At 63.8% G+C, this 25,749-nt stretch carries 20 protein-coding genes; 8 read left to right on the plus strand and 12 right to left on the minus strand.

Annotated features, from left to right (window positions below; all coding sequences use genetic code 11):
- The 10 genes from PE058_RS10985 to PE058_RS11030 form a co-directional block, all read right to left on the minus strand.
- Positions 1 to 837: an ABC transporter permease gene (locus tag PE058_RS10985; RefSeq protein ID WP_020087920.1), complete on the minus strand. Its 837-nt coding sequence runs from the start codon at positions 835 to 837 to the stop codon at positions 1 to 3.
- Between the two features lie 10 nt (positions 838 to 847).
- Complete coding sequence (locus PE058_RS10990; protein ID WP_271028390.1) at positions 848 to 1,765, minus strand: ABC transporter permease; 918 nt, start codon at positions 1,763 to 1,765, stop codon at positions 848 to 850.
- 54 nt (positions 1,766 to 1,819) lie between these two features.
- Positions 1,820 to 2,908 carry an ABC transporter substrate-binding protein gene (locus PE058_RS10995; protein ID WP_020087918.1) on the minus strand — a complete coding sequence of 363 codons (1,089 nt, stop codon included), beginning with the start codon at positions 2,906 to 2,908 and terminating at the stop codon, positions 1,820 to 1,822.
- Between the two features lie 98 nt (positions 2,909 to 3,006).
- Positions 3,007 to 4,458, minus strand: coding sequence for an NAD-dependent succinate-semialdehyde dehydrogenase (locus tag PE058_RS11000; protein WP_271028391.1), 1,452 nt, complete (start codon positions 4,456 to 4,458; stop codon positions 3,007 to 3,009).
- A gap of 11 nt (positions 4,459 to 4,469) precedes the next feature.
- Positions 4,470 to 5,960, minus strand: coding sequence for an aldehyde dehydrogenase (locus PE058_RS11005; RefSeq protein ID WP_271028392.1), 1,491 nt, complete (start codon positions 5,958 to 5,960; stop codon positions 4,470 to 4,472).
- Between the two features lie 41 nt (positions 5,961 to 6,001).
- Positions 6,002 to 7,351, minus strand: a complete 1,350-nt coding sequence (locus PE058_RS11010) for a glutamine synthetase family protein (protein WP_271028393.1) — start codon at positions 7,349 to 7,351, stop codon at positions 6,002 to 6,004.
- Positions 7,348 to 8,088, minus strand: coding sequence for a gamma-glutamyl-gamma-aminobutyrate hydrolase family protein (locus tag PE058_RS11015; RefSeq protein WP_020087914.1), 741 nt, complete (start codon positions 8,086 to 8,088; stop codon positions 7,348 to 7,350). Before PE058_RS11015 ends, PE058_RS11010 begins: the two co-directional genes overlap by 4 nt.
- Positions 8,085 to 9,476 (minus strand): aspartate aminotransferase family protein, encoded by a 1,392-nt coding sequence (locus PE058_RS11020; protein ID WP_271028394.1) that lies wholly within the window; start codon positions 9,474 to 9,476, stop codon positions 8,085 to 8,087. Before PE058_RS11020 ends, PE058_RS11015 begins: the two co-directional genes overlap by 4 nt.
- Positions 9,477 to 9,780: 304 nt before the next feature.
- Entirely contained in the window at positions 9,781 to 11,184 is a 1,404-nt protein-coding gene (locus tag PE058_RS11025; protein WP_020087912.1) for a glutamine synthetase family protein, read from the minus strand.
- A gap of 206 nt (positions 11,185 to 11,390) precedes the next feature.
- Positions 11,391 to 12,143, minus strand: a complete 753-nt coding sequence (locus tag PE058_RS11030; protein ID WP_198011251.1) for a GntR family transcriptional regulator — start codon at positions 12,141 to 12,143, stop codon at positions 11,391 to 11,393.
- Positions 12,144 to 12,364: 221 nt separating this feature from the next.
- Between PE058_RS11030 and PE058_RS11035 the strand changes: the two genes are divergently transcribed.
- The 5 genes from PE058_RS11035 (at position 12,365) to PE058_RS11055 (ending at position 17,897) form a co-directional block, all read left to right on the plus strand.
- Complete coding sequence (locus PE058_RS11035; RefSeq protein WP_020087910.1) at positions 12,365 to 13,474, plus strand: polyamine ABC transporter substrate-binding protein; 1,110 nt, start codon at positions 12,365 to 12,367, stop codon at positions 13,472 to 13,474.
- A 106-nt stretch (positions 13,475 to 13,580) separates the two neighbouring features.
- Entirely contained in the window at positions 13,581 to 14,789 is a 1,209-nt protein-coding gene (locus PE058_RS11040; RefSeq protein WP_020087909.1) for an ABC transporter ATP-binding protein, read from the plus strand.
- A 42-nt stretch (positions 14,790 to 14,831) separates the two neighbouring features.
- Complete coding sequence (locus PE058_RS11045) at positions 14,832 to 15,722, plus strand: ABC transporter permease subunit (RefSeq protein WP_271028395.1); 891 nt, start codon at positions 14,832 to 14,834, stop codon at positions 15,720 to 15,722.
- Complete coding sequence (locus tag PE058_RS11050; RefSeq protein ID WP_020087907.1) at positions 15,719 to 16,540, plus strand: ABC transporter permease; 822 nt, start codon at positions 15,719 to 15,721, stop codon at positions 16,538 to 16,540. The genes PE058_RS11045 and PE058_RS11050 overlap by 4 nt, the downstream gene beginning before the upstream one ends.
- A gap of 82 nt (positions 16,541 to 16,622) precedes the next feature.
- Complete coding sequence (locus PE058_RS11055) at positions 16,623 to 17,897, plus strand: NAD(P)/FAD-dependent oxidoreductase (protein ID WP_020087906.1); 1,275 nt, start codon at positions 16,623 to 16,625, stop codon at positions 17,895 to 17,897.
- A 72-nt stretch (positions 17,898 to 17,969) separates the two neighbouring features.
- On the opposite strand, the gene PE058_RS11060 is transcribed toward PE058_RS11055, so the two are convergent.
- Both PE058_RS11060 and PE058_RS11065 read right to left on the minus strand, forming a co-directional pair.
- Positions 17,970 to 19,343, minus strand: a complete 1,374-nt coding sequence (locus tag PE058_RS11060) for a methyl-accepting chemotaxis protein (RefSeq protein WP_271030612.1) — start codon at positions 19,341 to 19,343, stop codon at positions 17,970 to 17,972.
- 216 nt (positions 19,344 to 19,559) lie between these two features.
- A complete protein-coding gene (locus PE058_RS11065) occupies positions 19,560 to 20,555 on the minus strand; it encodes a hypothetical protein (protein WP_020087904.1) in 996 nt (331 codons plus the stop codon).
- 435 nt (positions 20,556 to 20,990) lie between these two features.
- Between PE058_RS11065 and PE058_RS11070 the strand changes: the two genes are divergently transcribed.
- The 3 genes from PE058_RS11070 to PE058_RS11080 all read left to right on the plus strand — a co-directional run bounded on the left by PE058_RS11070 (position 20,991) and on the right by PE058_RS11080 (position 25,732).
- Positions 20,991 to 22,364, plus strand: a complete 1,374-nt coding sequence (locus PE058_RS11070; RefSeq protein ID WP_271028396.1) for an APC family permease — start codon at positions 20,991 to 20,993, stop codon at positions 22,362 to 22,364.
- Between the two features lie 8 nt (positions 22,365 to 22,372).
- A complete protein-coding gene (locus tag PE058_RS11075) occupies positions 22,373 to 23,485 on the plus strand; it encodes a hypothetical protein (protein ID WP_271028397.1) in 1,113 nt (370 codons plus the stop codon).
- 330 nt (positions 23,486 to 23,815) lie between these two features.
- Positions 23,816 to 25,732 carry a hypothetical protein gene (locus PE058_RS11080; RefSeq protein WP_271028398.1) on the plus strand — a complete coding sequence of 639 codons (1,917 nt, stop codon included), beginning with the start codon at positions 23,816 to 23,818 and terminating at the stop codon, positions 25,730 to 25,732.
- The last annotated feature ends 17 nt before the right edge of the window (positions 25,733 to 25,749 follow it).

The following is a 25,749-nucleotide window of genomic DNA, read 5'->3' on the forward strand; positions in this document are numbered from 1 at the left end:
TCACGATCTGCGTTGAGACGATTTCTGCATGAGAGCACCCAGCACCATGAGCACCACCGTGAGGAGGATGAGCATGGTGGAGGCGGCGTTGACCTCGGGCGTCACCGAGAAGCGGACCATCGAGTAGACCTTCACCGGGAACGTTACGGTGTTCGGCCCCGATGTGAAGAAGGTGATGACGAAGTCGTCGAGCGAAAGGGTGAAGGAGAGTAGTGCGCCCGCGATGAGGGCAGGGCGGATATGCGGGATCAGGATGTCGCGGAAGGCTTGCCATTCGCTGGCGCCGAGGTCTTTCGCGGCTTCCTCCTGCTCCTTGTTGAAGTTGGCGAGGCGGGCGCGCACCACCATGGCCACGAAGGGGAAGCAGAACGAGACGTGGGCAATGATGATGGCGCCCAGATTGAAGGGCCAGACGAGATTGTTCGGCCAGGGCACGACGCTCGAGAAGAACACCAGCATCGCGACGCCCATGCAGATCTCGGGCACCACGATGGGGAGCGCCATGGCGCCCTCAACGGCGGCCTTTCCAGGGAAACGGAAGCGCCAGAGGAGAACGGCGGCGAGCGTGCCCAGAACGAGGGAGAGCAGGGTTGCGACGAAGGCGATGGTGAGCGAGTTCGCGAACGCGATCATCAGGTCGTCGTTGCGGAAGAGCTGGCCGTAATATTTGAGGGTGAAGCCTTTCCAGACGATGTTGCGCTTGCTGTCGTTGAAGGAGAAGGCCACGAGCGCCATCAGCGGCGCGTAGAGAAAGATGAAGACGCCCGTGAGCCACAGCCGCATGGACCAGCGGCGATTGTATTCGAGGGGGGCGGGCCGGTCCTTTGCGGTTCTCATGGCTCCTCCCTCAAATACCGTGCGCGTCGGCCGTCTTGCCGCGTGAGAGATAAGCGCGCAACGCGATGGCGATGAAGGTTGCGTACATCAGCAGGAACGAGAGCGCCGCGCCGAAGGGCCAATCGTTTGCTTTCTTGAACTGGCGCTCGATGACGTTGGCGATCATCTGGCTATCCGGTCCGCCGAGCAGGTCGGGCGTCAGATAGGCGCCGAGGGCCGGCACGAATGTGATGATGACGCCGGAGATGATGCCCGGGAGCGCGAGCGGAACGACGATGGAAAAGAGCGTGCGGAGGTGTCCGGCTCCGAGATCGAGGCTCGCTTCCATCAGCGAGCGGTCGAGACGATCGAGCGCCGCGTAGAGCGGCAGCACCATGAAGGGGAGGTGCACGTAGACGAGGCCGAAGACCACTGCGAAGTTGTTGTAGAGGAGCTGCAGGGGCTCGTAGGGCGCCAAGGGCTCGAGGCCGACCAGGGTCTTCAGCCAGCTCGCGCTCTCCCAAATCCACGCGAGGCCGTAGTTCACATAGCCCTCCGTTCTCAGAACGGCGATGAGGGCATAGGTGCGGATGAGCAGGTTGGTCCAGAACGGCAGCATCACCAGCAGCAGGAGCCACGGGCGCCATCGCTCGCTGGCGAACACGATGGCGAGCGCGACCGGGAAGCCGATGATGAGGCAGAGAAGGGTGGTAACGCCCGCGACGAAGACGGATTTGGCGAAGATCTGCAGATAGAGCGGCTCGAAGGCGCGCGCGTAGTTGGCGAAGGTGCCGCTGATCGAGACGCCTGTGAGCCCGAGGTTCTCGCCGAAGCTGTAGGCCCAGATCACGCCGAGCGGAATGAGGAAGAACACCGCCACCCAAAGCAAGGGCGGCAGTGCCGTGGCCCAGAAGGCTAGCCTCGATTCCGTAGATTCACGAGCTGCCATGAGACCCCATTCCTCGCGCTGTCGCTGCTACATCACGGTGGTCATTCTCCGGTCTCAGTCGGCGCGGAGGCGCGTCATGCTCTCGTCGAGCAGGCGCGTGATCTCGGTGCCGGCGTATTGGGGATACTCACACTTGGCCACCAGATCGGCAGGCGGGAAGATGACGGGATTGTTCTTGTAGTCGTCCGGCATCAGCGCGGTTGCTGCGGCATTCGGAGACGGGAACTTGATGGTCTCGTAGATCTCCTTGCCGGTGTTGGCATCGAGAAGGAAATTTATGAATGCGTGCGCGTTCTCAGGATGCGGGGCGCCCTTCGGGATCGCCAGCGTATCCGACTGCTTCAGCGCGCCTTCCTTCGGCACGATGAAGCTGATGTCGTCGTCCTCGGTCATGATCTGGGCGATGTCGCCGTTGTACTCCATCACCACGTCGACCTCGCCGGAGAGCAGGAGGTCCTGGCCGTTGTCCTCGTGGAAGGATTTGATGAAGGGCTTCTGCTTCTTCAGGATCTTCTCGGCTTCGAGGATCAGCTCGGGGGTCGGCTTGTTGGCTGAGTGGCCGAGATACTTGAAGACATGCCGGTAAAGCTCGCTCGCATCCGACATGACGGAGATGCGACCCTTGTACTGGTCGGACTCGAACAGCACCTTCCAGCTATCGGGTGTCTCCTTCACCTTGCTCTTGCGGAAGGCGATGCCGATCACGAGCCAGGTGTAGGGCAGGCTGTACTTGCGGCCCGGATCGTAAGGCGCGTCGTTGATGAACTCCGGCGCCACGTTCTTGATGTTGGGGATCTTGGCGTGGTCGAGCGGCTCGAGCAGGTTGGCCTGCACCATGCGCTCCACGAACTCGCTGCCGGGAACGATCACGTCGTAGCCGGGGTTGCCCGCTCTCAGTTTGGCGAACAGCTCGTCGTTGGTGGCGAACAGGCTCATGTTGACGTCGATGCCCGAGGCCGTCTTGAAGTCGTCGAGCGTCGTTTCGCCGATGTAGGTATCCCAGTTGTAGAAGTTGAGCTTCTTTTCCTCTGCGGCGAAGCCTTTGCGGGAAAAGCTGAAGCCGACGGCCGCTGCGCCGAGGCCGGCCAGAAACGAACGGCGGCTGGCCGAGCCATTCAGTCTAGAGAAAATCTCGTTCGCCATGGGTTGCTCCCCGTTTGATAAAAGCTAATCGACAATAGCCCCGCCGCCGAAATTGAGAGTGCGCAAAGTGTAGTCAGTTATGGAGAGGCGTTGCCTCGTTATGAGGCTATCCCTCCGAGACAGATGAACTTCGTCTCCAGGTATTCATCCAGTCCTTCGGCCGCGCCCTCGCGGCCGAGTCCGGATTCCTTCACGCCGCCGAAGGGGACGGTCTCGTTCGAGAACAATCCTTCGTTGACGCCGACCATGCCTGCATCGAGAGCCTCGGCGACACTCCAGGCGCGGCCGAGGTTCTGGCTGAAGAGATAGGCGGCGAGGCCGAACGGCGTGTCGTTCGCGATGCGGATCGCCTCCTCGTCCGTCTCGAAGCGAATGAGAGCTGCGACGGGGCCGAAGATCTCCTCGTGCACGATGGTCATGTCGGGCGTGACGCCGGTCACGACGCTCGGCTGATAGAAGAGTGGACCGGCAGCAGCCGGGGAGCCGCCGACGATCACTTTCGCGCCCTTGCCGACGGCATCGCGCACGAGGCCATCGACCTTCTTTGCTGCATTCGCGTTGATGAGCGGCCCGATGACGACGCCCGCGTCGCGTCCAGGCCCGACCTTCAGCTTCTTCACCTCGGCGGCCAACGCTTCGGCGAAGCGATCGTAGATGCCGGACTGCACGAGAATTCGGTTCGCGCACACGCAGGTCTGTCCGGCGTTGCGATACTTGGAAGCCATGGCACCGGCGACGGCCTGCTCCAGGTTCGCGTCGTCGAACACGAGGAGCGGCGCGTTTCCGCCAAGCTCCAGCGTGAGCTTCTTGACGTTGCTCGCGCACTGCCGGTAGAGCGCCTTGCCGACCTCCGTCGAGCCGGTGAACGAGAGCTTGCGCACGCGGCTGTCTTCGCACAGCACCTTGCCGACGGCGGGGGCGTTCGCGGTGGTGATCACGTTGAACACGCCGGGCGGCACGCCCGCATCGAGCGCGAGCTTGGCGATGGCGATGGCGCAGAGAGGCGTATCCTCGGCGGGCTTGACGACGACCGTGCAGCCCGCGGCGAGCGCGGGCGCGACCTTGCGGGTGATCATCGCGATCGGGAAGTTCCAAGGCGCGATGGCGGCTACCACGCCGATCGGCTGCTTGATGGTGATGTAGCGCTTGCCGGCTGCCGTCGTCGGGATGGTGCGGCCGTAGGCGCGTTTTCCTTCCTCGGCGAACCACTCGATGAAGGACGCGCCGTAGGCCACCTCGCCGCGCGCTTCGGCGAGCGGCTTGCCCTGCTCGGCCGTCATGAGCTGAGCCAGGTGCTCGGTATCGGCGGTTACGAGATCGAACCAGCGCTTCAGGATCTGAGCGCGCTCCTTGGCCGTCTTCTTCGACCATGCCGGAAGCGCGGCCTCGGCAGCGTCGATGGCCGTTTTCGTTTCGGCGGCACCGAGATCGGGCACGCGGCCGACCTCCGCGCCGGTGGCGGGATCGATCACCGGGAACGTGTCCGGCCCGGTGACCCACTGGCCGCCGATGAGCGCTGCGTTGGGATACCGGGGCGGAGAGGCGTTCATGGTGTTCACCGTCAGAGGAGCGTGATGGAGACCGATTTCAGGTCGGCGTACTTATGAAGGGCGTGCAGCGAGCGGTCGCGGCCGAAGCCGGATTGCTTGAAGCCGCCGAAGGGCATCGTGATGTCGCAACTGTCCCAGCCATTGACCCAGACGAGACCGGCGCGAAGCTCGCGGGCGGCGCGATGGGCGAGGCTCACGTCGCGCGTCCAAAGACCGGCGGCCAGCCCGTAAGGCGTGTCGTTGGCGAGCTTCAGCGCTTCGTCGGTGCCGCTGAAGCGCGTGACGGCGAGCACGGGTCCGAACACCTCCTCGCGGGAGAGCGTCGCGGATGGGGCGATGTGATCGAAGACGGTGGGCTCGACGTAGTAGCCGCCGCTTTCGATGCGCGTGCGGTTGCCGCCGAGACGGAGCGCGCCGCCTTCCCGGTTTGCTGTATCGATGTAGCGCAGGGCCGTCTTCATCTGCTCGGCCGAGACCATGGCGCCGAAGGCCGTGGCCGGATCGAGCGGGTCTCCCGCGGCGATGGAGCGGGCGACACCGAGCAGCTTGTCGACGAAGGCGTCGGCGATACTCTCATGGACGAGAAGGCGCGAGGCTGCAGTGCACACCTCGCCCTGATTGTAGAAGATGCCCCAAGCCGCATGGGTGGCCGCCATCTCGAGATCGGGGCAATCGGCGAACACGATATGCGGAGACTTGCCGCCGAGCTCGAGGCTCACGCGCTTCAAGTTGCTTTGCCCGGAGTACTGCATCAGCAGCCGGCCGACCGCGCCCGAGCCCGTGAAGGCAATCATGTCCACGTCGTTGTGGAGCGCGAGTGCCTTGCCCGCCTCTCCACCCATGCCCGGAATGACGTTGAGTACGCCGGGCGGCACGCCTGCTTCGAGCGCAAGCTCGCCGAGCTTCAGGGCGGTGAGGGGGGATTGCTCGGCAGGCTTCAGCACCACCGAGTTTCCCATGGCCAGGGCCGGGGCTACTTTCCACATCGCCATGTGGAGCGGGAAGTTCCACGGCACGATGGCTCCGATGACGCCGAGCGGCTCGTGCACGGCGAAGGAGAAGCGGTCGGGGGTCTCGGGACCCACCTCTCCGTAGATCTTATCGAGCGCTTCGGCGTAGTAGCGAGTGGTGCGGATGGCCTGGGGGATGTCGGCGGCGAGCGTGTTGGAGATCGGCTTGCCGACGTCGAGGCTTTCGAGGACGGCGAGCGTTTCCGTCTCGCGCTCCATGATGTCGGCGAGTTTGAAGAGAATGCGCTTCTTCTCGCGGTAGGGCAGCTTGCGCCAGCGCCCATCCTCGAAGGCCGCGCGCGCGCTTTCGACGGCGATGTCCACGTCGGCTGCGGCGCAGGCGGCGACCTGGTTCAGCACGCGGCCGTCGCGCGGCGATACGTTGTCGAAGGTGATGCCGCTCACGGCCGGCACTTTGTGACCGCCGATGATGGCTTTGCCGGGAAGCGCGAGGGCTTCGGCAATTTTCTGGAAGTGCGCGAGTGAGGTCATGTTACTGCCTCGTGCAACTCTGGTTCATGCAACTCTGGTTCTCATGCCACCTGCGCGTACCAAAGATGGTCGAGCGAGGTGACGATGCGTTCGAAGTTCAGGCGCTCCGTGTTCTTGAGGCGCGCGAAGACGTTCTGGAACTCCACGCCGAAGGCGTCGCGCACGACGGATGAGGTCTCGAAGCGCTCCAGCGCGCTCGCCCAAGTGGTCGGCAGCGGGGTGGCGTCCAGCTCCTCGCTGTTGCCTTGAACCTCGGGGCCGGGGTCGATCTTGTTCGCGATGCCATGGGCCGCTCCGGCAAGGATGGCAGCTATCACGAGATAGGGATTGGCGTCGGCGCCCGCAACGCGGTGCTCGACGCGGGTGCCGGGGCCCTTCTGATCGGGGATGCGCAGCGCCACGGTGCGGTTGTTGAATCCCCAGTGGGCGGCCATCGAGACGTAGCTTTCCGGCACGTAACGGCGGTAGGCGTTGGCGGACTGGGCCCAGATGGTCATGAAATCAGGCATGGTTTCGCGCAGGCCGCCGAGTGCGTGTCGGAACAGCGGAGAGATGGGTTCTCCGGCGAAGACGTTGGCACCGGCCTTGTCGATCAGGCTCATGTGAATGTGCATGCCGGAGCCTGCCCAGTCATGATGTGGCTTGGCCATGAACGTTGCAAACAGGCCGCGGGCGCGGGCGGCGGCCTTCACGGCGCGCTTCAGCAGGAGACCGTCGAGCGCGGCCTGCACCACATCGTCGCTGTGCTTGAGGTTGATCTCGAACTGGGACGGACCGCTTTCCTGGGTGAGCGCGTCGACCGGAAGGCCCTGGGTCTCGGCGATGCGGTAGATGTCGTCATTGAACGCCTGGAGCGCGTCCATGTCCTCGAACTGGAAGGTGAGGGGGATGTCCGGGTCCTTCGATACGCCGGGGGGCGCTTCGAGCGTGAATGAGCCGCCCGGGCCGGGACAGGTTACGTAGAACTCCAGCTCGACGGCGGCGACGGGCGTATGGCCGTGGGCCTTGAAACGCTCCACCTGCTTCTGAAGAACGAAGCGCGGGTCGAGCGGATCGTCCTTCTCGGGCACGATGACGGCCTGGGCGAAGCGCGTACCGTCCACGGGAACGGCTCCGAGCGTGCCCGCGAGGATGCGGAAGTTGTAGTCCGGATCTCCGGTCGTCCATAGCCGGCCCGTTTCGGCGATGCAGTTGCCGCGCGGGTCCATGATGAACACCGAGCCGGGCATCATCATGCCGCTCTTGGCAACGCCGACGAGATCGCCGCGGCGCAGCCGCTTTCCGCGCGGGTGCCCGTTCGTGTCGAGCACGAACGCATCGATCCACTGCACCGTGGGATTGGCCGCAAGGAAGTCCTTGGCCTCGTCGACCGAGAGAAACCTGTTGCTCATGACGATGAAATCTTTCTGGCCGCGTCGCCAAAGCGCCGGAACAGCTCAATGGAGACGGGATTGTTTTTAGCGTGCCATTCGGGATGCCACTGCACGCCGAGGCAGAACGGATGATCCTTCGGACCGAGCACGGCTTCGACCAGCCCGTCCTCGGCATAGGCCTGCGGACGCAGGCGCTCGGCGAGGCGCGCGATGCCCTGGCCATGGAGGGAGTTGACGATGATCTGGTCCTTGCCGATCCAGGAGCGCAGTTCATCGTCGAGCTTGATCGGATGGGCGGGGCCGAAGCGATCGTCCATCACGAGCTTCGGGTTCTCGCGGTGGTCGTTGAGGTGCGGCTGATCGTGAACGGCCTGATGCAGGCTGCCGCCCATGGCGACGTTCAGCTCCTGATAGCCGCGGCAGATGGCGAACAGCGGGATCTTGTTATCCACCGCCGTGCGGATGAGCGGGATGGTGACGTTGTCGCGCGCGGGGTCCATGGTCTCGGGGCGAAGCGGGTCCTCCGTGCCGTAGAGGCTCGGATGCACATTGGAGACGCTGCCCGAAAGCAGGATGGCGTCGGCGATTTCGAGAATGGCGCCAATGTCCGTCAGCGCCGTGTCGAGCGGTACGAGCAGCGGCTGGCATTCGGCCACCTCGGCGACTGCCGTGGAGTATTTGCGCCCCACGGCGTCAAAGGTCAGGCCCTCGATGACTTTGGTGTCGGACGGGATAACGACGAGGGGCCGGCTCATGCAGCGATTTCTCCGGCGACGTCGGCGAGCGTGAGATCGAGCGCCTTGCGGATCACGCGCTCGGCCTCCGCGAACTGCTCCTCACCCCAGATGAGTGGCAGGGCACAGACCATGGTGTCGAAGACGGCGCGCATGATGAAACCTTCGCGGAAGAAGTGGTCGCGGCAGATGAGGCCGACGCGGCCGGGGTTGTCGAAGCGGCGGCGCGTGCGCTTATCGGCGACCAGCTCGATGGCGCCGAGCATGCCGACGGTGCGCACCTCGCCGACGAGCGGGTGGTCCTTGAACTTCTCGAAAACCTTGGCGAGAGCAGGAGCGCCCACCTCGTTCACGCGCTGCACGAGCTTCTCGCGCTCCATGATCTCGAGGTTCTTGAGCGCGACGGCGCACGCCACAGGATGGCCCGAGAAGGTGTAGCCGTGGTTGAAATCGTCGTCGTGGCCCATCAGAGCTTCGACGATGCGGTCGTCGATGAGGAGGCCGGAGAGGGGGATGTATCCCGAGGTCACCGCCTTGGCGAAGGTGATGAGGTTCGGCTTGAGCCCGTAGTAGTCGGACGCAAACCAGGTGCCGAGGCGGCCGAAGCCGGTGATGACCTCGTCGGCCAGGAAGAGGATGCCGTACTTGTCGATGATTTTTTGAACCGCCGGCCAATAGGTGGCGGGCGGGATCTTGACGCCGCCGGCGCCCTGCACAGGCTCGGCCGCGAAGGCCGCGACGTTCTCAGGACCGACGGCCAGGATCTCGTCTTCGAGAGCCTTCGCGGCGCGCAGGCCGAACTCATCGAGGCTTTCGCCGTCCTTGCCTTCGCCGAACCAGTAGGGGTCCATCACGTGGCGGAAGCCTTCATATACCGGATAGCTGTGCTGATGGACGTGGGGCATACCGCCCATCGAGCCCGCCGCAATGGTAGAGCCGTGGTAGGCGTTTTTGCGGGAAATGATAATGCGCCGCTTGGGCTCTCCCTTGAGCGCCCAATAGTGGCGGATGAGGCGGATGGCCGTGTCGTTCGATTCCGATCCCGAGGAGCCGTAGAACACCTGATTGATGTGGGGCGGCGTGATCTCGGCGAGCTTCTGGGAGAGGGCAATGACCGGCGGGTGCGTGGTGCGGAAGAACGTATTGTAAAACGGCAGCTCCAGCATCTGGTCGCGGGCGGCATCCGCCAGCTCGGCGCGGCCGTAGCCGACGTTGGTGGTCCAGAGACCGGCCATGCCGTCGAGGATGCGTTTGCCTTCGCTGTCCCAGATGTAGGGCCCGTCTCCCTTGACGATCACGCGGGCGCCGCCCGCGCGCAGGGACTTGTGGTTGGTGAAGGGATGGAGGTGGTGGAGAGCGTCGAGATCCCTCAGCTCCGTGGTGCTGTTTTTCAGCCTGGTGGTCGACATGGGCGTTTCTCCTGCGGGAGCGGGCCTCAAGGTATCTCCGCTTCTCGTTCGAAAGCTCCGATACCCTGGGAATTGTTTGTGCGGTCGTGCGTCTCTCGGGATGAAATCCGGGCTTCCTCGATCCGGAAGCGCGGGAAGGACGGGCGCAAAGCGCCTCAGGCCCCGAGCGGGGGCGTGAATCCAATACGCGCGCAGAGCTCCAGAAGCTCTGTCTTGCGTGTCTTCGCTGCTCGACCGGACAAGGTCACTTCACTTTCTTCCTCGGCCCTGGACCGTACATCGGTGTGCGCCGTACTCTATCCCGTCAGACGCTGAGCAAAAGATGCTCGCGTTCCCACGGGCTGATCACGCGCATGAACTCCTCGAACTCGGATCGCTTGAGCTCAAGGTATACGTGGCAGAAACGTTTGCCCAGAATCTCGTGCAGCTCCGCGCTGTCCTCGAACTCGGTCAGCGCTTCGAGGAGACCGCGCGGAAGCTGATGGTCGTTGCGGTAGGCGTTTCCGACCACCGGCTGGCGCGGCTCGAGACCATTCTTGAGACCCAGATACCCGCACGCGAGGCTCGCGGCAATGGCGAGGTAAGGGTTTGCGTCGGAGCCGGCGAGACGGTTCTCGATGCGGCGCGCGGCGGTCGGCGAGAACGGCACCCTGAGGCCGGCAGAGCGATTGTCGTGGCCCCATTCGACGTTGATGGGGGCGGCGCCGCCCGGCACGAGACGGCGATAGGAGTTCACGTAGGGGGCGAGCAGGCAGGTGGCCGGCGGCAAGTAGCGCTGCTGGCCCGCCAGGAAGTTATAGAAGTGCTTGCTCGGTCCGCCGGTGTCGTCGGTGAAGATATTGCGGCCCGTCTTCGCGTCGACGATGCTCTGGTGAAGGTGCATGGCGCTGCCGGGCTCGTTGGCGAGCGGCTTGGCCATGAAGGTCGCGTAGCAATTGTGCGTGAACGCCGCTTCGCGGATGGTGCGCTTGAACAGGAAGACCTGGTCGGCGAGATCGATCGGATCGCCGTGCAGAAGGTTGATTTCGAGCTGCGCTGCGCCGCCTTCCTGGATAATGGTGTCGATCTTCAGGTACTGGCGCTCGGCGTAGTCGTAGATGTCGTCCACGATCTTGTCGTACTCGTCGACGGCGCCGAGGCTGTAAGCTTGGCGTCCCGCGCCCGCGCGGCCCGAACGGCCCGTCGGCGGCTCCAGCGGATAGTCGGGGTCGGGATTGGTCTTGGTCAGGTAGAATTCGAGCTCGGGCGCGACGACCGGCACCCAGCCCTCCTTGCTGTAGAGATCGAGCACGCGCTTCAAGACCGATCGCGGGGCGATCTCGACGGGATCGCCGTTCTGCCATTTGGCGTCGTGGATCACTTGCGCGGTGGGGCTCGACGCCCATGGCGCGGGGCGAATGGTCGTGAGGTCGGGCACCATCATCAGGTCGCTCTCGGCATAGAGCACCTGGCCGTCCTCCTCAAACCCCACATAGTCGCCGGTGATGGTCTGGTGGAAGATCGAGATCGGCAGGTGCACGGCATCGAGCTTCACGAATTTGCCGGCGGGCATCGTCTTGCCGCGCGCCACGCCCGCGATATCGGGGACTGCGCAGTCCACTTCCTCAATGCGGTGATGGTTGAGCCAGGCGCGCAAGTGCTCGGGCTCCGTTCCGACGCTGAATGTTTCGCCGGTTAGCCCTGCCATCGATCCGTTGTCGGCCGACATGATGCACCTTGTTTCAGAGGACGCGTGTTCCGTGGCCGGGGCGCACGCCGACCCATGCGACGAGGCGGATGCCTCACCTCAAATGGTGGCGCCGCAGGACGGACCGGGCGTCATTCGGCAATAATGTGATCACAAAAGGCGCGCAAACTCAAGCGCCGCGCGATACCGGATTGGCTAATGGGGGGAGGCCTTGATAGTTCAAATCGTTAAGTCGAGCGCTTCAAGACGGCTTCGCCGATGAAGTTCATGCCCTGGCTGATATCGGCGGCGATCGCTGCTTTCAGACCCTTACGGTCGCGCCGCTCCAGGGCGGCGATGGCAGCCTGATGGTGATCCTCCAGGGTGGACGTTCCGATGCACCCGTAGGCCATGCGCATGAACGGGCCGAACTGAAGCCAGATGCTTTCCACGAGGGCCATAAGCGTATCGGCACAGGCCCGCTCGTAGATGGCAAAATGGAAGCGGTAATTGCTCTGCATGTAGCCGTCCACGTCGCCGACGGCCATGGCGCGGTCAACCGCCTGGTCGAGAGTGGTGATCTGGCGGATCTCGGCACGCCCGATGCGGTCCATGGCGCGCGCGGCCAGCTCCGGCTCCAAAGTTTTGCGGGAAAATACAATCTGCTCGAAGGTCTCGGTCGTCATCGGAGGTACCAGGACGCGCCGGTTGTCCTGCATCTTGAGAGCCCGCTCGGCAATGAGGCGGCGGACTGCCTCACGAATAGGCATAGGACTTACGCCCATGTCCTCCGCGAGGCCGCGCAGTGTGACCGCGCTGCCGGGAAGAAAGCCGCCAAACAGGATGCGGTCCCGCAAGCCGCGATAGACGTTCTCGTGCGTTGTCACGCTTGTGTTACCGAGGGCAGCAGGCAGGCGTCCGTGACCTGCAGCGCTCGCGCGGGCGAGCGTTTTTTTGGGTGCGGCCGTTATGTGGCGCTGCGACATCGAACTCGTCGTCACCTCACGCTCGCAGAGCTTTCGTCCGTACCCATTGCAGGCGCGGACACCCGTGTTCGGCAGTGCGAAAGAGCGGTGCCCAGCCGAACCAAGCGGGTTGCCATCAGGAAACACTTGTAGCGCGCGATTATTGTGATCACAATAGAGCGGTCAAGGTCTGCGGCCAAAGCCGAGCGCGCGGTCCTTCAACCGTTCGGGCAATGGCTCCCCAGGGAGGAAGTCGAATGATCACACTTGCAGGCATCCGCGCACCAATCGCGGGCACCATCGCGCTGGCGGCGCTCTTGGCCGGTGGGGCAGCCTTGGCCGCAGATCGGGAGGTCCGGGTCTACAACTGGTCGGACTATATCGATGAGGAGATTCTCACCGAGTTCACCAAGGAGACCGGCATCAAGGTCATCTACGACGTTTTCGACAGCAATGAGGTGCTGGAGACGAAGCTGCTGGCGGGCGGCACGGGATACGACGTTGTGGTGCCTACGGGGCCGTTCCTCTCGCGCCAGATCGGCGCGGGCGTGTTCCAGAAGCTCGACAAGTCCAAGCTTCCCAACCTCAAGAACATGTGGCCGGAGATCTCGAAGCGCACGGCGATTTACGACCCGGGCAACGATTACTCGATCAACTACATGTGGGGCACCACGGCGATCGGCTACAACGAGGGGAAGATCAAGGAGCGGATGGCCGATGCTCCGATCAACTCGTGGGACATCTTCTTCAAGCCGGAGATCCTCGCCAAGTTCAAGGATTGCGGCATCCACGTGCTCGACGCGCCGGATGATGTGCTGCCGGCGGTGCTGAACTATCTGGGCCTCGATCCCAACAGCTCCAACCCCGACGACATCAAGAAGGCGGGCGAGCTCGTCGAGAAGATCCGCCCGAACATCCAGAAGTTCCATTCCTCCGAATACATCAATGCGCTCGCCAACGGCGACATCTGCCTCGCGATCGGTTATTCGGGCGATATCCTGCAGGCGCGCGACCGCGCAGAGGAAGCCAAGAACGGCCAGACCATAGCTTTCTCGCTGCCCAAGGAAGGCGCGCAGATGTGGTTCGACCAGCTTGCCATCCCGGCCGACGCCAAGCACGTGGAGGAAGCGCACATCTTCCTCAACTACCTGATGAAGCCCGAGGTGATCGCTAAGGCGTCGAACTACTCGAACTACGCCAACGGCAACCTCGCCTCGCAGGAGTTCCTCGACGAGGGCGTGAAGGGCGACACCTCCATTTATCCGGACGCGGAGACCATGGGGCGCCTGTTCGTCAAGACATCCTACGATGCCAAGACGCAACGCCTCGTGACGCGAACCTGGACGAAAATCGTCACTGGACAGTAACGACATCGCGCCGCGCCCGGGACCCGCTCCCGGGCGCGGCCTTCTTTCAGGGCTGGGTGAGGGTGCCCGAGGCGGTCTCACCGGAGGAACATCGAGGATCGCCATCATGAGTGAGACTCAAGCGCTCGGCGCATCGCCAACCGCCACGCCAGGGGCAGGTCCGACGCGGGCCACGGTTCGCACGCCTGCCCCGCAATCCGGTTTCGCGCCATGGAAGGATCCTTCGAAGTCGCCAATCGTGCGCTTCGAGAACATCGTGAAACGGTTCGGAGACTTCGTCGCGGTCAAGGAGTGCACGCTCGACATCTACGAGCGTGAGTTCTTCGCCCTGCTTGGCCCGTCTGGCTGCGGAAAGACAACGCTTCTGCGCATGCTTGCGGGCTTCGAGAAGCCCACCAGCGGACGCATTCTCGTTGCCGGCGAGGACATCACGGAGCTCGCGCCCTACGAGCGGCCGGTCAACATGATGTTCCAGTCGTACGCGCTCTTTCCGCACATGACGGTGGAGCAGAATATCGGCTTCGGCCTCAAGCAGGAGGGAATGCCGAAGGATGCTATCGCGGCCCGCGTCGAGGAAGCGATGGCGATGCTCGAGCTTTCGCGCTTCGGCAAGCGCAAGCCGCATCAGCTTTCGGGCGGGCAGCAGCAGCGCGTGGCGCTGGCTCGGGCCATCGCCAAGAAGCCGCGTATCGTGCTGCTCGACGAGCCGCTGGGCGCGCTCGACAAGCGGTTGCGTCAGCAGGCGCAGTTTGAGCTGATGCGAATTCAGGAGACGACCGGCACGACGTTCATCATCGTCACCCACGATCAGGAAGAGGCGATGACGGTGTCGTCGCGGATCGCGGTGATGGATCACGGCCAATTCATGCAGGTGGCTACGCCCGGCGACATCTACGAGGCGCCGAACTCGCGCTATGTGGCGAACTTCATCGGTGACGTGAACCTGTTCGAGGGCAAGGTCGTGCGCGTGGCGGACGGATTTGTCGAGATAGACTGGGGGCCGGGGCTCGCCCGGTTCAAGTCGGTTGCACCGGAGGGCTGCGTCGCCGATCAGCAGATTTGGCTGGCGCTGCGTCCGGAGAAAGTTCGCATCGCCTTCGAGAAGCCGTCGGAAGCCAGCAACGCCGTGCCGGGGAAGGTTGTGGACGTGGGCTATCTCGGGTCTATTTCGCACTACCACGTTGAGCTGGCGAACGGTCAGCGGGTGAGGGCGTTGCGCGCAAACTCTGCGCGCACGGTGGCGCGCACGATTAACTGGGAGGACAGCGTCTGGCTCGAATGGCCGCCTGAAACGGGCATCGTGCTCACTCGCTAATCCCGTTGCCCGCTGCTTTCGATCCCTCGAGGAGAAACGTCCATGCGCCGCTGGCTTCTGATCTCGGTGCCTTACCTCTGGCTCCTGGTCTTCTTCCTCGTTCCGTTCTTCATCGTCTTCAAGATCTCGCTTTCCGACATCGCGACGGCCATCCCGCCCTATACGCCGACATTCGACTGGTCGCAGGGGCTGTCTGGGATCGGGACGTTCCTCTCGCAGCTCGATTTCGAGAACTACTTCTTCATTTTCGAAGACCCCCTCTATTTGAACGCCTACTGGTCGGCGCTCACCATCGCCGCGATCTCGACGTTCCTGACGCTGCTCATCGCCTATCCCATCGCCTACGGCATGGCGCGGGCGCCGAGGGAATGGCAGCCGACGCTGGTGATGCTCGTCATCCTGCCGTTCTGGACCTCGTTCCTGATCCGCGTCTATGCGTGGATCGGCATCCTGAAGAAGGAGGGGCTGCTCAATCTGTTCCTGATGAACCTCGGCATCATCAGCGAGCCGCTGACCATTCTCAACACGACGACGGCGGTCTACATCGGCATCGTCTATTCCTACCTGCCGTTCATGATCCTGCCGCTCTACGCGAGCCTCGAGAAGATCAATCCGTCGCTGCTCGAAGCGGCCGAGGATCTCGGGTCGCCGCCGTGGAAGGCCTTCTGGCAGGTGACGTTCCCGCTCTCCATTCCCGGCGTGCTGGCTGGGTGCTTCCTCGTGTTCATTCCGGCGACGGGCGAGTTCGTCATTCCCGACCTGCTCGGTGGCTCGGATACGCTGATGATCGGCAAGACGCTCTGGAACGAGTTCTTCAACAACCGCGATTGGCCGGTCTCGTCGGCGGTGGCCGTGGTGCTGCTGCTGGTTCTCGTGGTGCCGATCGTCCTCTTCCAGCGTAACCAGGAAAAGCAGCGGGAGGCCGGGCGATGAGACGCTTCAGCTGGTTCAACGCCACCTCGATCGCGCTGGGGTTCGCGTTCCTCTACATCCCGATCCTCCTGCTGGTGATCTACAGCTTCAACGAGTCGAAGCTCGTCACGGTGTGGGGCGGCTGGTCGACGAAATGGTACTCGAGCCTGCTTCAGAACGAGGGGCTCCTGTCGGCCGCGTGGGTCACGCTGCGGGTCGCGGTGGTGTCGTCAACGCTCGCGACGATCCTCGGGACGCTGGCCGCGATCGTGCTGGTGCGAATCGGACGTTTCCCGGGGCGCACGCTGTTCTCGGGGCTCATCTTCGCGCCGCTGGTCATGCCAGAGGTGATCACCGGTCTCTCGCTGCTGCTCCTGTTCGTGGCGATGAACGTGGATCGCGGCTTCTGGACGGTGGTGATTGCGCACGCGACGTTTTCGATGTGCTTCGCAGCCGTGGTGGTTCAGGCGCGCCTCTACGATTTCGACAAGTCCGTCGAGGAGGCGGCGATGGATCTCGGCGCGCCGCCGGTGAAGACGTTCCTGCAGGTGACGCTGCCGATCATCGCGCCTTCGGTGATCTCCGCGTGGCTCTTGTCGTTCACGCTGTCGCTGGACGACCTCGTGATCGCGAGCTTCGCGACAGGGCCGGGCGCGACCACGCTGCCGATGAAGATCTACAGCCAGGTTCGCCTCGGCGTCACGCCGGAGATCAACGCGGTCTCCACGATCATGATCGGGCTCGTCACAATCGGCGTGATCTTCGCGTCCTATACGACGAAGCGGGCGAGCGCGCGCCAGGAGCGCGAGATGAAGGCCGTAGACGCGGGCGCGAAATAGAAAAGGCGGAACGGGCAGGGCGGGTGAAGGTTAGACTTGTGGACCATTTGAACCATCATCCAAACATTCTAGAACGGCCTTCATGTCAGCGACCCACATCAACTCCTACTATGCCGCCACGGCGAACGAGGACTCGTGCCATCCCGTGTTGCAAGGCACGGTGCGCGCCGACGTCTGTGTGATCGGCGGCGGCTTTTCGGGCATCTCGACGGCGCTCAGCCTCGCCGAGCGCGGCTACAGCGTGGTGGTGCTCGAGGGCGCGCGCGTGGGTTGGGGCGCCTCGGGCCGCAACGGCGGGCAGATGATCGCTGGCATCAGCGGCGAGCATCGCATCGAGAGCCAGCTCGGCGAGGCCGGGCGGCGGCTTCTGGCGGACATCCGCTATCTCGGCCACGACATCATTGAGGATCGGATCCGGCGCTATCAGATTGCGTGCGATCTCAAACATGGCTGGGCGGAAGTGGCCGCGCGCCCGCGCCATATGAGCGGGTTGCGCTCCTACGTCGAAGCGCGGCAGGCGGCGGGCGACGGAGATCAGCTCGAGCTGGTCGAGGCCGAACGCGTGAGCGACGTGATCGGCTCGCGCCTCTATCACGGCGCGATGATCGACCGGCGCAGCGGGCATCTGCATCCTCTCAACCTCTGTCTCGGAGAGGCGCGGGCCGCAGCGGGGCTCGGCGTCAAGATATTCGAGGAATCGGCCGTGATCGGCTTTGGGGGCGGTGCGAAGCCATACGCGGATACGGCGCACGGGCGCGTCGAGGCTACGTCCATCGTGCTCGCCGGCTATTCGGATCCCGCTTTCCAGCGGGGGCTGCTCAACGGTCTGTTGTTTCCGACCGGAAGCTACATCGTGGCCACCGAGCCGCTGCCCGAGCGTGTGGCGAAGGAGATCAGCCCGCAGGACCTCGCCATCGCGGACAGCAATGTCGTGCTCGACTATTTCCGGCTTTCGGCGGACCGGCGCCTCTTGTTCGGCGGGCGCTGCAACTATTCGAACCGCGATCCGCGCGATATCCGCGAGACGCTGCGGCCACGTATGGTGGAGGTGTTTCCGCAGCTCCAGGGCGTGGCACTCGATTATGCGTGGGGCGGCAAGATCGACATCGTGCTGACGCGCGTTCCGGCCATCGGCCGGCTCGAGCCGAACGTCTACTATATGCAGGGCTATTGCGGGCACGGCGTGAACGCGACGCACATCGCAGGGCAGATCGTGGCCGATGCGATCTCGGGGACGATGGAGCGGCTCGATCTGTTCGAGCGTATCCGGCACGTGCGGCTGCCGGTGGGGCAGTTTCTCGGCAACCAGATGCTGGCGCTTGGAATGCTCTATTACCGGCTGCGCGATCTGATTTGAGGCTTTGCACATGAGAAAGGCGCGCCGTGGAGATCATCCACGGCGCGCCTTCTGTATCTCAGCCGTTCGCTCCTAGCCGATGGTCGCGGACTTTTCGAGCAGCTTGGCAACGGCCAAGTTGGCCTTGGAGATGGCTTCATCGCAGGCCACGTAGGCCGGGGTTGCGGCGGCCCAATTGCGGTTGCGAACCTCGTCCACCATCTTGGTGGCCTGGGTCTGGGCCGTCGCGAGGGCCGACGAAAGGTCGGACGCCAGCGCGGAGCCGCTGCCGGTGGCCTTGCAGATCTCGTCCGCCTCGGCGAGGACGCCGGTGTGGGCGAGGAGCGGAGCGGAGGCGGGCGCGGCGACTGCGCCGAGGAGGATCTGGGCGAGCTGGCGTTTCCAAGAGAGTGTCTCGGCGCCGACGCGGATGAGAGCGGGGCAGCGAACCGGAAGCTCTGCGGTCTCGAAGGCCTTGCGGAGCGTGCCTTCGCAATCCTCGAGGCGCTTGCCGATCTTCTGGACCTCGTCCTTGCTCTTGGCGGCCTTCTCGGAGATGCGGACGACGTTCTGCGTGATTTCTGTGGTCGCTGCGCGCTGCTGTTCGAGAACGTTCGAGAGACCGCGGATGCGCTCGGCGACCTCGGCTACCTCGTCGCCCATGCTTTCGATGATCGTGCCGACCTGAGTCACGACGGCGCTGCCGGAGGTGACGGACTTCAGGCTGTCGGCGACGGCGTGGCGGATCTCGCGCATTTCGCGGGTGAGCGCTTCGACGCGCGAGCGGATCTCCTGCGTCGCCTTTCCGGTTTCGACGGAGAGCGTCTTCACCTCGGCGGCGACGACGGCGAACCCGCGTCCGGCTTCACCGGCGCGTGCGGCCTCGATGGTCGCGTTGAGAGCGAGCAGATTGGTCTGGCGTGCGATGGAGTCGATCGAAGTCGCCATCTCGCCGATTTGATCGACGGCGCTCTGCAGCACCGAGACCTGCTCGCCGATCTTGCTCGACTGGCCCTGGATGTTGTTCATCGCCTCGACGGCGGCGCGGCTGTCGTTGATGCAGCTGCGCATCGTATCGCGGGCGTTCTCGGTCTGGGTGGCGCTCGATGCGGACACGGTCGAGAGTTCGGCGATGGAGGCGGCCATCTCTTCGACGGCGCTCGAGATGGAAACTGTGGACTGGGCGACTTCGCTGAAGTCGTGCGAGAGCCAGCCGATATTGATGGAGGCCTCGCAGGCTTCCTTGCCGAGATCGTTGGCCAGCAGCAACTGATTGGTGTTGGCGGATTTGACCAGGCGTACGAGGCGGTTAAGAGTGTTGCCGAGCGCGCCGTCCAAGGGAACGTTAGCCGTAAGCTTGGAGCGGATCAGGGTTTCGAGCGCTTCGACGAGATGCTGCTCGGAGTGGCCTGCGGGAGCATCTGATTGGACGGCGACGCGGTCTTTGGAATCGCCGGGGCGGCGCATTGCAAACACTGAATTTCTCCTTGGCGTAGGTGACGGATGCCATCCATTTGCACCGGAAGCGCAAGCTCCCGGCGATTTTGGCGGACTATTCTGAGAACACCGTTCCTATAAAATTAGATGTCAGCCGTTAAAGGGCGCTTAAGCGGACGGCTGATGCCTTACATTTTGTAAGACAGCTGACAGAGAACGCCGGATATTGGGGGGTGATGCAACTCTCTATCGCTTGTATCCGGGCAGGCGGCGCAGGAGATCCTCGATGGGATTGTCCACCCAGGCTTGCGTGACGAAGCTCCTGTGGGAGGCGTCACCGCCCGCGAGGAACGCCACATCGCCTTGATGAAGGGGGCGGTCCAGCTCGGTCGCGTAGTCGATATCGCGTGCGCTCAGGGCTTCGGCCAGCTCAGAGTTCTTCTCGCGCGTGGAGCCAAGGTAGGCGCTCACGAAGAAGGCCGAGCGATCGTTCTCGATCCAGGACGTGAACTTGCCGAGCTCTCCATAGAGTGCGTCGAGCAGCACCACTCCGCGCAGGCGCTTTTTGAGGCCGCCGTTGATGGCGCAGGATGCGGCAGCGAGATAACCGCCGCTGTAGGCGACGAAGATGACGGGGCTCGATGCGAAGCTGCGCACGCTCTTGGGATCGCCGTGCAGCTTGGCAAGGGCTTCGGCCGCCTCTCCCATGAAACGCCCGAAGGCGCCCGGCTCCCAGAAGCGCCCCGCGCTCGAGTCCGCGGCATCGACCGCGAACTGGGGTGCGATCAGAACGGCGTTGGCGCCGGACTTCGAAATCTGGTCGGCCACGCGCTGGCGGCGCAGGACGTCGCGCTCGAGGGTTGCGCCATGGCCGTGAAAGAACACGATCATGAGCGACGGGCGGCGGACGTCGAACCCTTTGGGGATGTGAAGCAGGACGCGGTTGTCGCTGTAAGTCTCGTCTTCCCAGTAGAGGCGGCCATAGGGGGTGGAGTGGCCCCGCCGGCCGTCCTGCTCGATGTTGAGGAAGGGCTTGCCGGTGCCGGGGACGTTTCCGCGGTAGGGGAAGGGCGAGGTCTGAAAGGCGACGAGGCTCGTCCTAGCCTGCTTCAGAGGGCCGGAGCGGGACTGGACCTGATGGGGCTGGGGAACCGCGGCCTGGGTGCCGGCGCGCGCTCCCCGCGCTTCGGCCCATGATGGAGCGGACGCCAGCAAGGCCACGAGGCCTGCGGCGAGTGCCACTCCAACTCTGATGCCGGAAAAGCCGGCTCGGGGCCTCATAAGTCTCTAGTTCCGCTGCGAATTGGGATGCTACGGCCGAGGTTCGCTGGACCTGCCGCGCCTGCTTGTCGTGAAGAAACAACCCTAGGCTCGGAATGGTTTCACGAAGCTTGATGCCTGTTTCATTGGGCATAGCGGCCAATCGTGTCGACATCTGGGAGGGGGCCGGGGAGCTGCCGGTGTGCCCATCGGACACGCAAACGGTGCAAATCTGCCACTCGTTTACGCTCATTTTGTTCCTCTGCTTGTTGATCCGTGATCCCACTCATAGGGTAGGGGCCGTTCAGGGGCTCGGTTACATCAGGACGCGTCGCTACTCATCTCGCTTCTCGTTTTCTCAGCGCGAACCGCCGGGAAAGCTCACGTGCCAACCCCTTACGCTTCACGGGTTTCTTCATGACATCGTCCGCTCCTGGATCGACTCCGGCTGCCGAGCCAGCCGTGCCGGACAGGCGAACAGTCTCTACTACGACGGCAACGGCCATCGCGATTGCCGACATGATCGGCATCGGCGTTTTCACGAGCCTCGGGTTTCAGCTCGCAGCCATTCCGTCGGGTTTTTCGATCCTCATGCTCTGGATCGTCGGCGGCGCGGCGGCGCTTTGCGGCGCGCTCGCCTATGCGGAGCTCGCGGTGGCGTTTCCGCGTTCGGGCGGCGAGTACAACTTCCTATCGCGCATCTATCATCCCGCGCTCGGCTTCATGGCGGGCTGGATCTCGGCCACCGTGGGCTTCGCCGCGCCGGTGGCACTCGCCGCGATGGCGTTCGGCGAGTACTTCGCGGGCGTCGTTCCGGGTGCTCCGCCCCTCTTCGTCGGTCTGGCGGTCGCCTGGGCGGTGACGCTGATCCTGCTGTCGGGCGCCAAGCTCAGCACGACGTTCCAGAACGTCTCCACGCTCATCAAGGTTGCGCTGATCGCGGTGTTCATCATCGCGGGCTTCTCGGTTGCGGAGCCGCAGCCCATCTCGTTTCTACCGCAGCCTGGCGATATCGGTCACATCCTGAGCGCGCCTTTCGCGGTCAGCCTCGTGTTCGTGATGTATTCCTACTCGGGCTGGAACGCGGCGACCTACATCGCGGGTGACGTGCGCACGCCGGAACGGAGCATTCCGGTCGCCATGCTGGTCGCCACGCTGATCGTGGTGCTGCTCTATGTGCTGCTCAACGCGGTGTTCCTCTACACGACGCCGATGGCTGCGATGACGGGCCAGCTCAACGTGGCGCAAGTTGCGGGCGAGCATATTTTCGGCGCAACCGGCGGGCGGATCGTGGCCGGGCTCATCTGCGTCGGGCTCGTCTCCGCGATCAGCGCGATGATGTGGATCGGGCCGCGCGTGACGGTGGCCATGGGCGAAGATTTTCCGCTGCTCTCGCTCTTCTCTCAGCGCTCGCGCAGCGGCGTGCCGACGATTGCGCTGCTCTTCCAGATCAGCGTCGTGACGGTGCTTCTGCTCACGCAGAGCTTCGAGACGGTGCTGGAGTTCATCCAGTTCAGCCTGACGCTGTGCTCGTTCCTCGCTGTACTCGGCGTCATCGTGCTGCGCGTGACGCAGCCGGGGCTGCCTCGTCCCTACAGGGTTTGGGCCTATCCGCTGACGCCGCTCGTCTTCCTCGGCGTCACCGGTTTCATGATGTACTACCTTTTTTCGGAGCGCCCGCTGCAATCGCTGGCGAGCCTCGGTCTGATGGCCTCGGGGCTCGTTCTCTTCTTCCTGTCAAAACGGGATTTCGTACGCGGCGAAGCTCTTCAACGCGCGGTCAAGGGATGATCAAGAACATGATACGCAAAGCGGCACTTCTGGCGGCCGTGCTCATGGTGCTGCCGTTCGCGGCCCACGCGCAAGCGCCCCACGCGACGGCCGACGATACGGCGCGCATTCTGGCGGGAATGCAGCCCTCCTCGGGATCGCCGCTCGAACCATTCACGCGCGAGACGTCGTGGCAATCGCACGCCAAGTATTTCGACAAGGCGTGGGCGCAGCTCGACGAGCGCCAGCTCAGCAAGATCCGCACCTGGTCGGCGAAGAACGTGCCGAACCGCAAGCCGGTGCTGTTCTACATGTTCAGCGGCCCGGACTTCCTTTATGCGGATGCGTTCTTCAGCGGCGCTTCGACCTATGTTCTCTCGGGGCTCGAGCCTGTCGGGCAAGTGCCGGATCTCACGGCTCTGACGCCCAAGGCGCTGGGGCAGGAGCTGCGCGGCCTGCAGGGCTCGCTGAACTCCGTGCTGAGCTTCAGCTTCTTCATCACCAAGAAGATGAAGACCGAGCTGCGCGACGGGCGGCTCACCGGCACGCTTCCGATCCTCTACACGTTCCTGGCGCGCAGCGGGAAGACCATCAGCTCCACCACGCTCGTCTCGCTCAATCCGGACGGCACGGTAACCCCGCTCGACGGCGCGATCGCCAAGGGCGCGAGCCCGGGCGCGAAAATCGAGTTCTCGACGCCGGGCGGGCCGACGCAGACGCTCTACTATTTCAACACGGACCTCTCTGACGGCGGCATCAAGACGAGCGGCTTTCTGACGTTCTGCAAGGGGCTTGGGCAGGGTGACAGTTTCGTGAAGAGCGCGTCGTACCTGATGCACTCGGACAACTTCTCTCTGGTCCGCGGTTTCCTCGTCGAGAACACCTCGACGCTGGTGCAGGACGATTCCGGAATTCCGCTGCGGTTCCTGGATGAGAAGGACTGGCGGCTCCAAAGCTTCGGCCGGTACCTCAATCCGCTGGGTATTTTTCCCAGAACTTACCAGCCGAAAATGAAGGACCTTTTTGCCAAGGGACGCGCGCAGCCTCTGGATTTCGGCATCGGCTACCGGTGGAGGCCGAACGAATCCAACTTGCTGCTTGCGGTGCGCGAAAGCATGGCGAAGGCCGAGATCAAGCCGTGAGCCGCGCTTCGTTTTGGTGGTGACGCCTGTTCGGAAGGCTGTGCGGGCCTGAGATCCGCGCGGCGGCAGGTCTGGGCGCTTCCGGCAGTTTCCCTTTTTTGCCGGGACGTTGCGGGGCTTTGCCTATCTTCAGTCCACATTATACCTTATCGCCGTCACGCGATTTCACCGGGGGATTTCATTCAGGGCATGTTCAGGCGCCAGGGCGGATTTCCGGCATCGGGCGCGGGCATGCCGCGTACATGTTGAGCGGCCAAGTTTAGGTCTCGATGCGCGCCTCTCCGCGTGCATTCCAAACGATCAGGCTGCTGTCGAGCTAGGGAGGGTCTCGTGGCCACCGTCGTCACTGTTCACGGCACATTCGCGCGCACGGGCGGAATGGCGGATGCGCTGAACATCGGAGAGCAGGGCGAGCCCCAGTGGTGGCAGGAAGGCAGCTCTTTCGACGCCGACCTCCAGGCGTTCGTGAAGGGCGCGGACGGGCCCTTGCACTTCATCCCGTTCACGTGGAGCTCGATCAACAGCGAGATGGACCGGCGTGCGGCGGGAAGCGATCTCCTGCATGTGATGCGCCAGCTCGATGCGCAGGGCGAGCCCTATTGCGTCGTGGGGCACAGCCACGGCGGCTCGGTGATCGCCTCGGCGCTGATCGAGAGCGTTGCCCGCAAGCGGCCGCTCACGCATCTCAGAAAGTGGATCACCGTCGGTACGCCGTTCGTCGGGATGCGCAAGGAGCGCTTCCTGTTCTCGCGCCTCACCCTCTCGCGCAAGGTGATGTTCGTCGCCTCGTTCATGCTGTTCATGATGTTTCTGTTCTACGTCGGCGCGGAGGCGCTCGACGACGCGCAGCATTTCCGCAACGAGCGCTACTACACGGCGATCCTTTTTTCCGGCGTGATGATGACGCTGCCGATGTTGTTCTTCTATCTCGTGTTCCGCTTCTTCGATAACCGGGAGCTGATGGGATACAGCATGGGCGCGGTGCAACGCGCCAAGGAGCACTATCAGGACAAGTGGCTGCCGCTTTGCCACAAGGATGACGAGGCGGTGCAGGGGCTTCGTTTCCTGCCCAAGGTGAAGGTGCACTTCTTCGAGCAGGATTTTGCCACCTCCATGCTGACGAAGGCGGCGATCATCGCGCTGCCGCTGCTCTACCTATTCGCCGTCACGTCGGCGCCGATCATGCTCACCATCTCGGATTTTCTGCAGACGCGGGTCTACGACGTGCAGGAGCTCGCCGTGGAAAACACGCCGGTGACGCAAGCGCGCGATGAGCTTCGTGGTCTTGCGCGCCGCATGCGGGAGGCACATCAGCAGGCGGAGCGCGGAGGTCTCGAACCGGCGGCGGCAGAGGATGCGCGCCGCCGTGCCGACGACCTGAGACGCCAGCTCGGTGAGAAGCGGCGGCAGGTTGAGCAGAACTTCCCGCAGCTCGCCGACGTGGAGCGGGCGCAACGCTTCAAGCGCCGGTTCCTTATGCGCGATCGCAAGCCGTGCGATCAGGGGAGGCTGTGCGGGCTCGGCCACGACTATGCGCTGAACAGCAAGCTGCTGTTCCACGTGGTGACCGACGAGCTGTCGTCGGCGGTGGTGGATGACGAGATGTTCTCGGGCGCGGTGGGCGGCATCATTCGCCTTCTCATCCCGATCGTGCTCGTGCCGCTGGTATTCGCCGCGATCGCGCTCGTCATCCTCGCGATCATCCAGTACATCGCCTCGCATGTGAGCGCGTGGCTGAGCCGTGTTCTCAACTATCTCACGCTCGCGGAAGTGAAGCGCTCGACGTTCGGAAACGACACCGAGGGCGAGATCGTCGTGGGCGCGGACTACGGGCCGTCATGGCTCGATCCGGTGACGTGCCTGCTGCCCACCGACGTGACGGACGAGATCTCCACCCACAGCAACGCCATGGCGGCGCAGTCGATCGCCAAGTTCCGCAACGCGATCAGCACGCTGGCGTTCGCGGAGGGCGAGGATACGAAATCGGGTCTGATCGCCAACTATCTGTCTTGGAAGGAGCTGGTGCACACGAGCTATTTCGACGTGCACGAGTTCCGCAAGATCATCGTGCAGGCGATCAGCCAGTCTGAAGGTTTCGCGCCGACGGACGAGTTCAAGCGGGACGGCGATTTCGACCGCACCACGATGTGGCTGGCGGAGCTCGGAAAGAAACTCGACGCCGCGAGCCCGGAAACAGGGCTCGTGGCGGGCGCGCCGCCGCCGCCAGTGACGACGTTCCCGACCTGATCGCCGCCCGCGGGATG

It is taken from the genome of Hyphomicrobium sp. DMF-1 (assembly GCF_027886585.1).
Taxonomy (GTDB): Bacteria; Pseudomonadota; Alphaproteobacteria; order Rhizobiales; family Hyphomicrobiaceae; genus Hyphomicrobium_C; species Hyphomicrobium_C zavarzinii.

Coding starts and splice junctions, on each gene's coding strand:
- PE058_RS10985 (WP_020087920.1), bottom strand. CDS start 837: ATGAGAACCGCAAAGGACCGGCCCGCCCCCCTCGAATACAATCGCCGC.
- PE058_RS10990 (WP_271028390.1), bottom strand. CDS start 1,765: ATGGCAGCTCGTGAATCTACGGAATCGAGGCTAGCCTTCTGGGCCACG.
- PE058_RS10995 (WP_020087918.1), bottom strand. CDS start 2,908: ATGGCGAACGAGATTTTCTCTAGACTGAATGGCTCGGCCAGCCGCCGT.
- PE058_RS11000 (WP_271028391.1), bottom strand. CDS start 4,458: ATGAACGCCTCTCCGCCCCGGTATCCCAACGCAGCGCTCATCGGCGGC.
- PE058_RS11005 (WP_271028392.1), bottom strand. CDS start 5,960: ATGACCTCACTCGCGCACTTCCAGAAAATTGCCGAAGCCCTCGCGCTT.
- PE058_RS11010 (WP_271028393.1), bottom strand. CDS start 7,351: ATGAGCAACAGGTTTCTCTCGGTCGACGAGGCCAAGGACTTCCTTGCG.
- PE058_RS11015 (WP_020087914.1), bottom strand. CDS start 8,088: ATGAGCCGGCCCCTCGTCGTTATCCCGTCCGACACCAAAGTCATCGAG.
- PE058_RS11020 (WP_271028394.1), bottom strand. CDS start 9,476: ATGTCGACCACCAGGCTGAAAAACAGCACCACGGAGCTGAGGGATCTC.
- PE058_RS11025 (WP_020087912.1), bottom strand. CDS start 11,184: ATGTCGGCCGACAACGGATCGATGGCAGGGCTAACCGGCGAAACATTC.
- PE058_RS11035 (WP_020087910.1), top strand. CDS start 12,365: ATGATCACACTTGCAGGCATCCGCGCACCAATCGCGGGCACCATCGCG.
- PE058_RS11040 (WP_020087909.1), top strand. CDS start 13,581: ATGAGTGAGACTCAAGCGCTCGGCGCATCGCCAACCGCCACGCCAGGG.
- PE058_RS11045 (WP_271028395.1), top strand. CDS start 14,832: ATGCGCCGCTGGCTTCTGATCTCGGTGCCTTACCTCTGGCTCCTGGTC.
- PE058_RS11050 (WP_020087907.1), top strand. CDS start 15,719: ATGAGACGCTTCAGCTGGTTCAACGCCACCTCGATCGCGCTGGGGTTC.
- PE058_RS11055 (WP_020087906.1), top strand. CDS start 16,623: ATGTCAGCGACCCACATCAACTCCTACTATGCCGCCACGGCGAACGAG.
- PE058_RS11060 (WP_271030612.1), bottom strand. CDS start 19,343: ATGCGCCGCCCCGGCGATTCCAAAGACCGCGTCGCCGTCCAATCAGAT.
- PE058_RS11070 (WP_271028396.1), top strand. CDS start 20,991: ATGACATCGTCCGCTCCTGGATCGACTCCGGCTGCCGAGCCAGCCGTG.
- PE058_RS11075 (WP_271028397.1), top strand. CDS start 22,373: ATGATACGCAAAGCGGCACTTCTGGCGGCCGTGCTCATGGTGCTGCCG.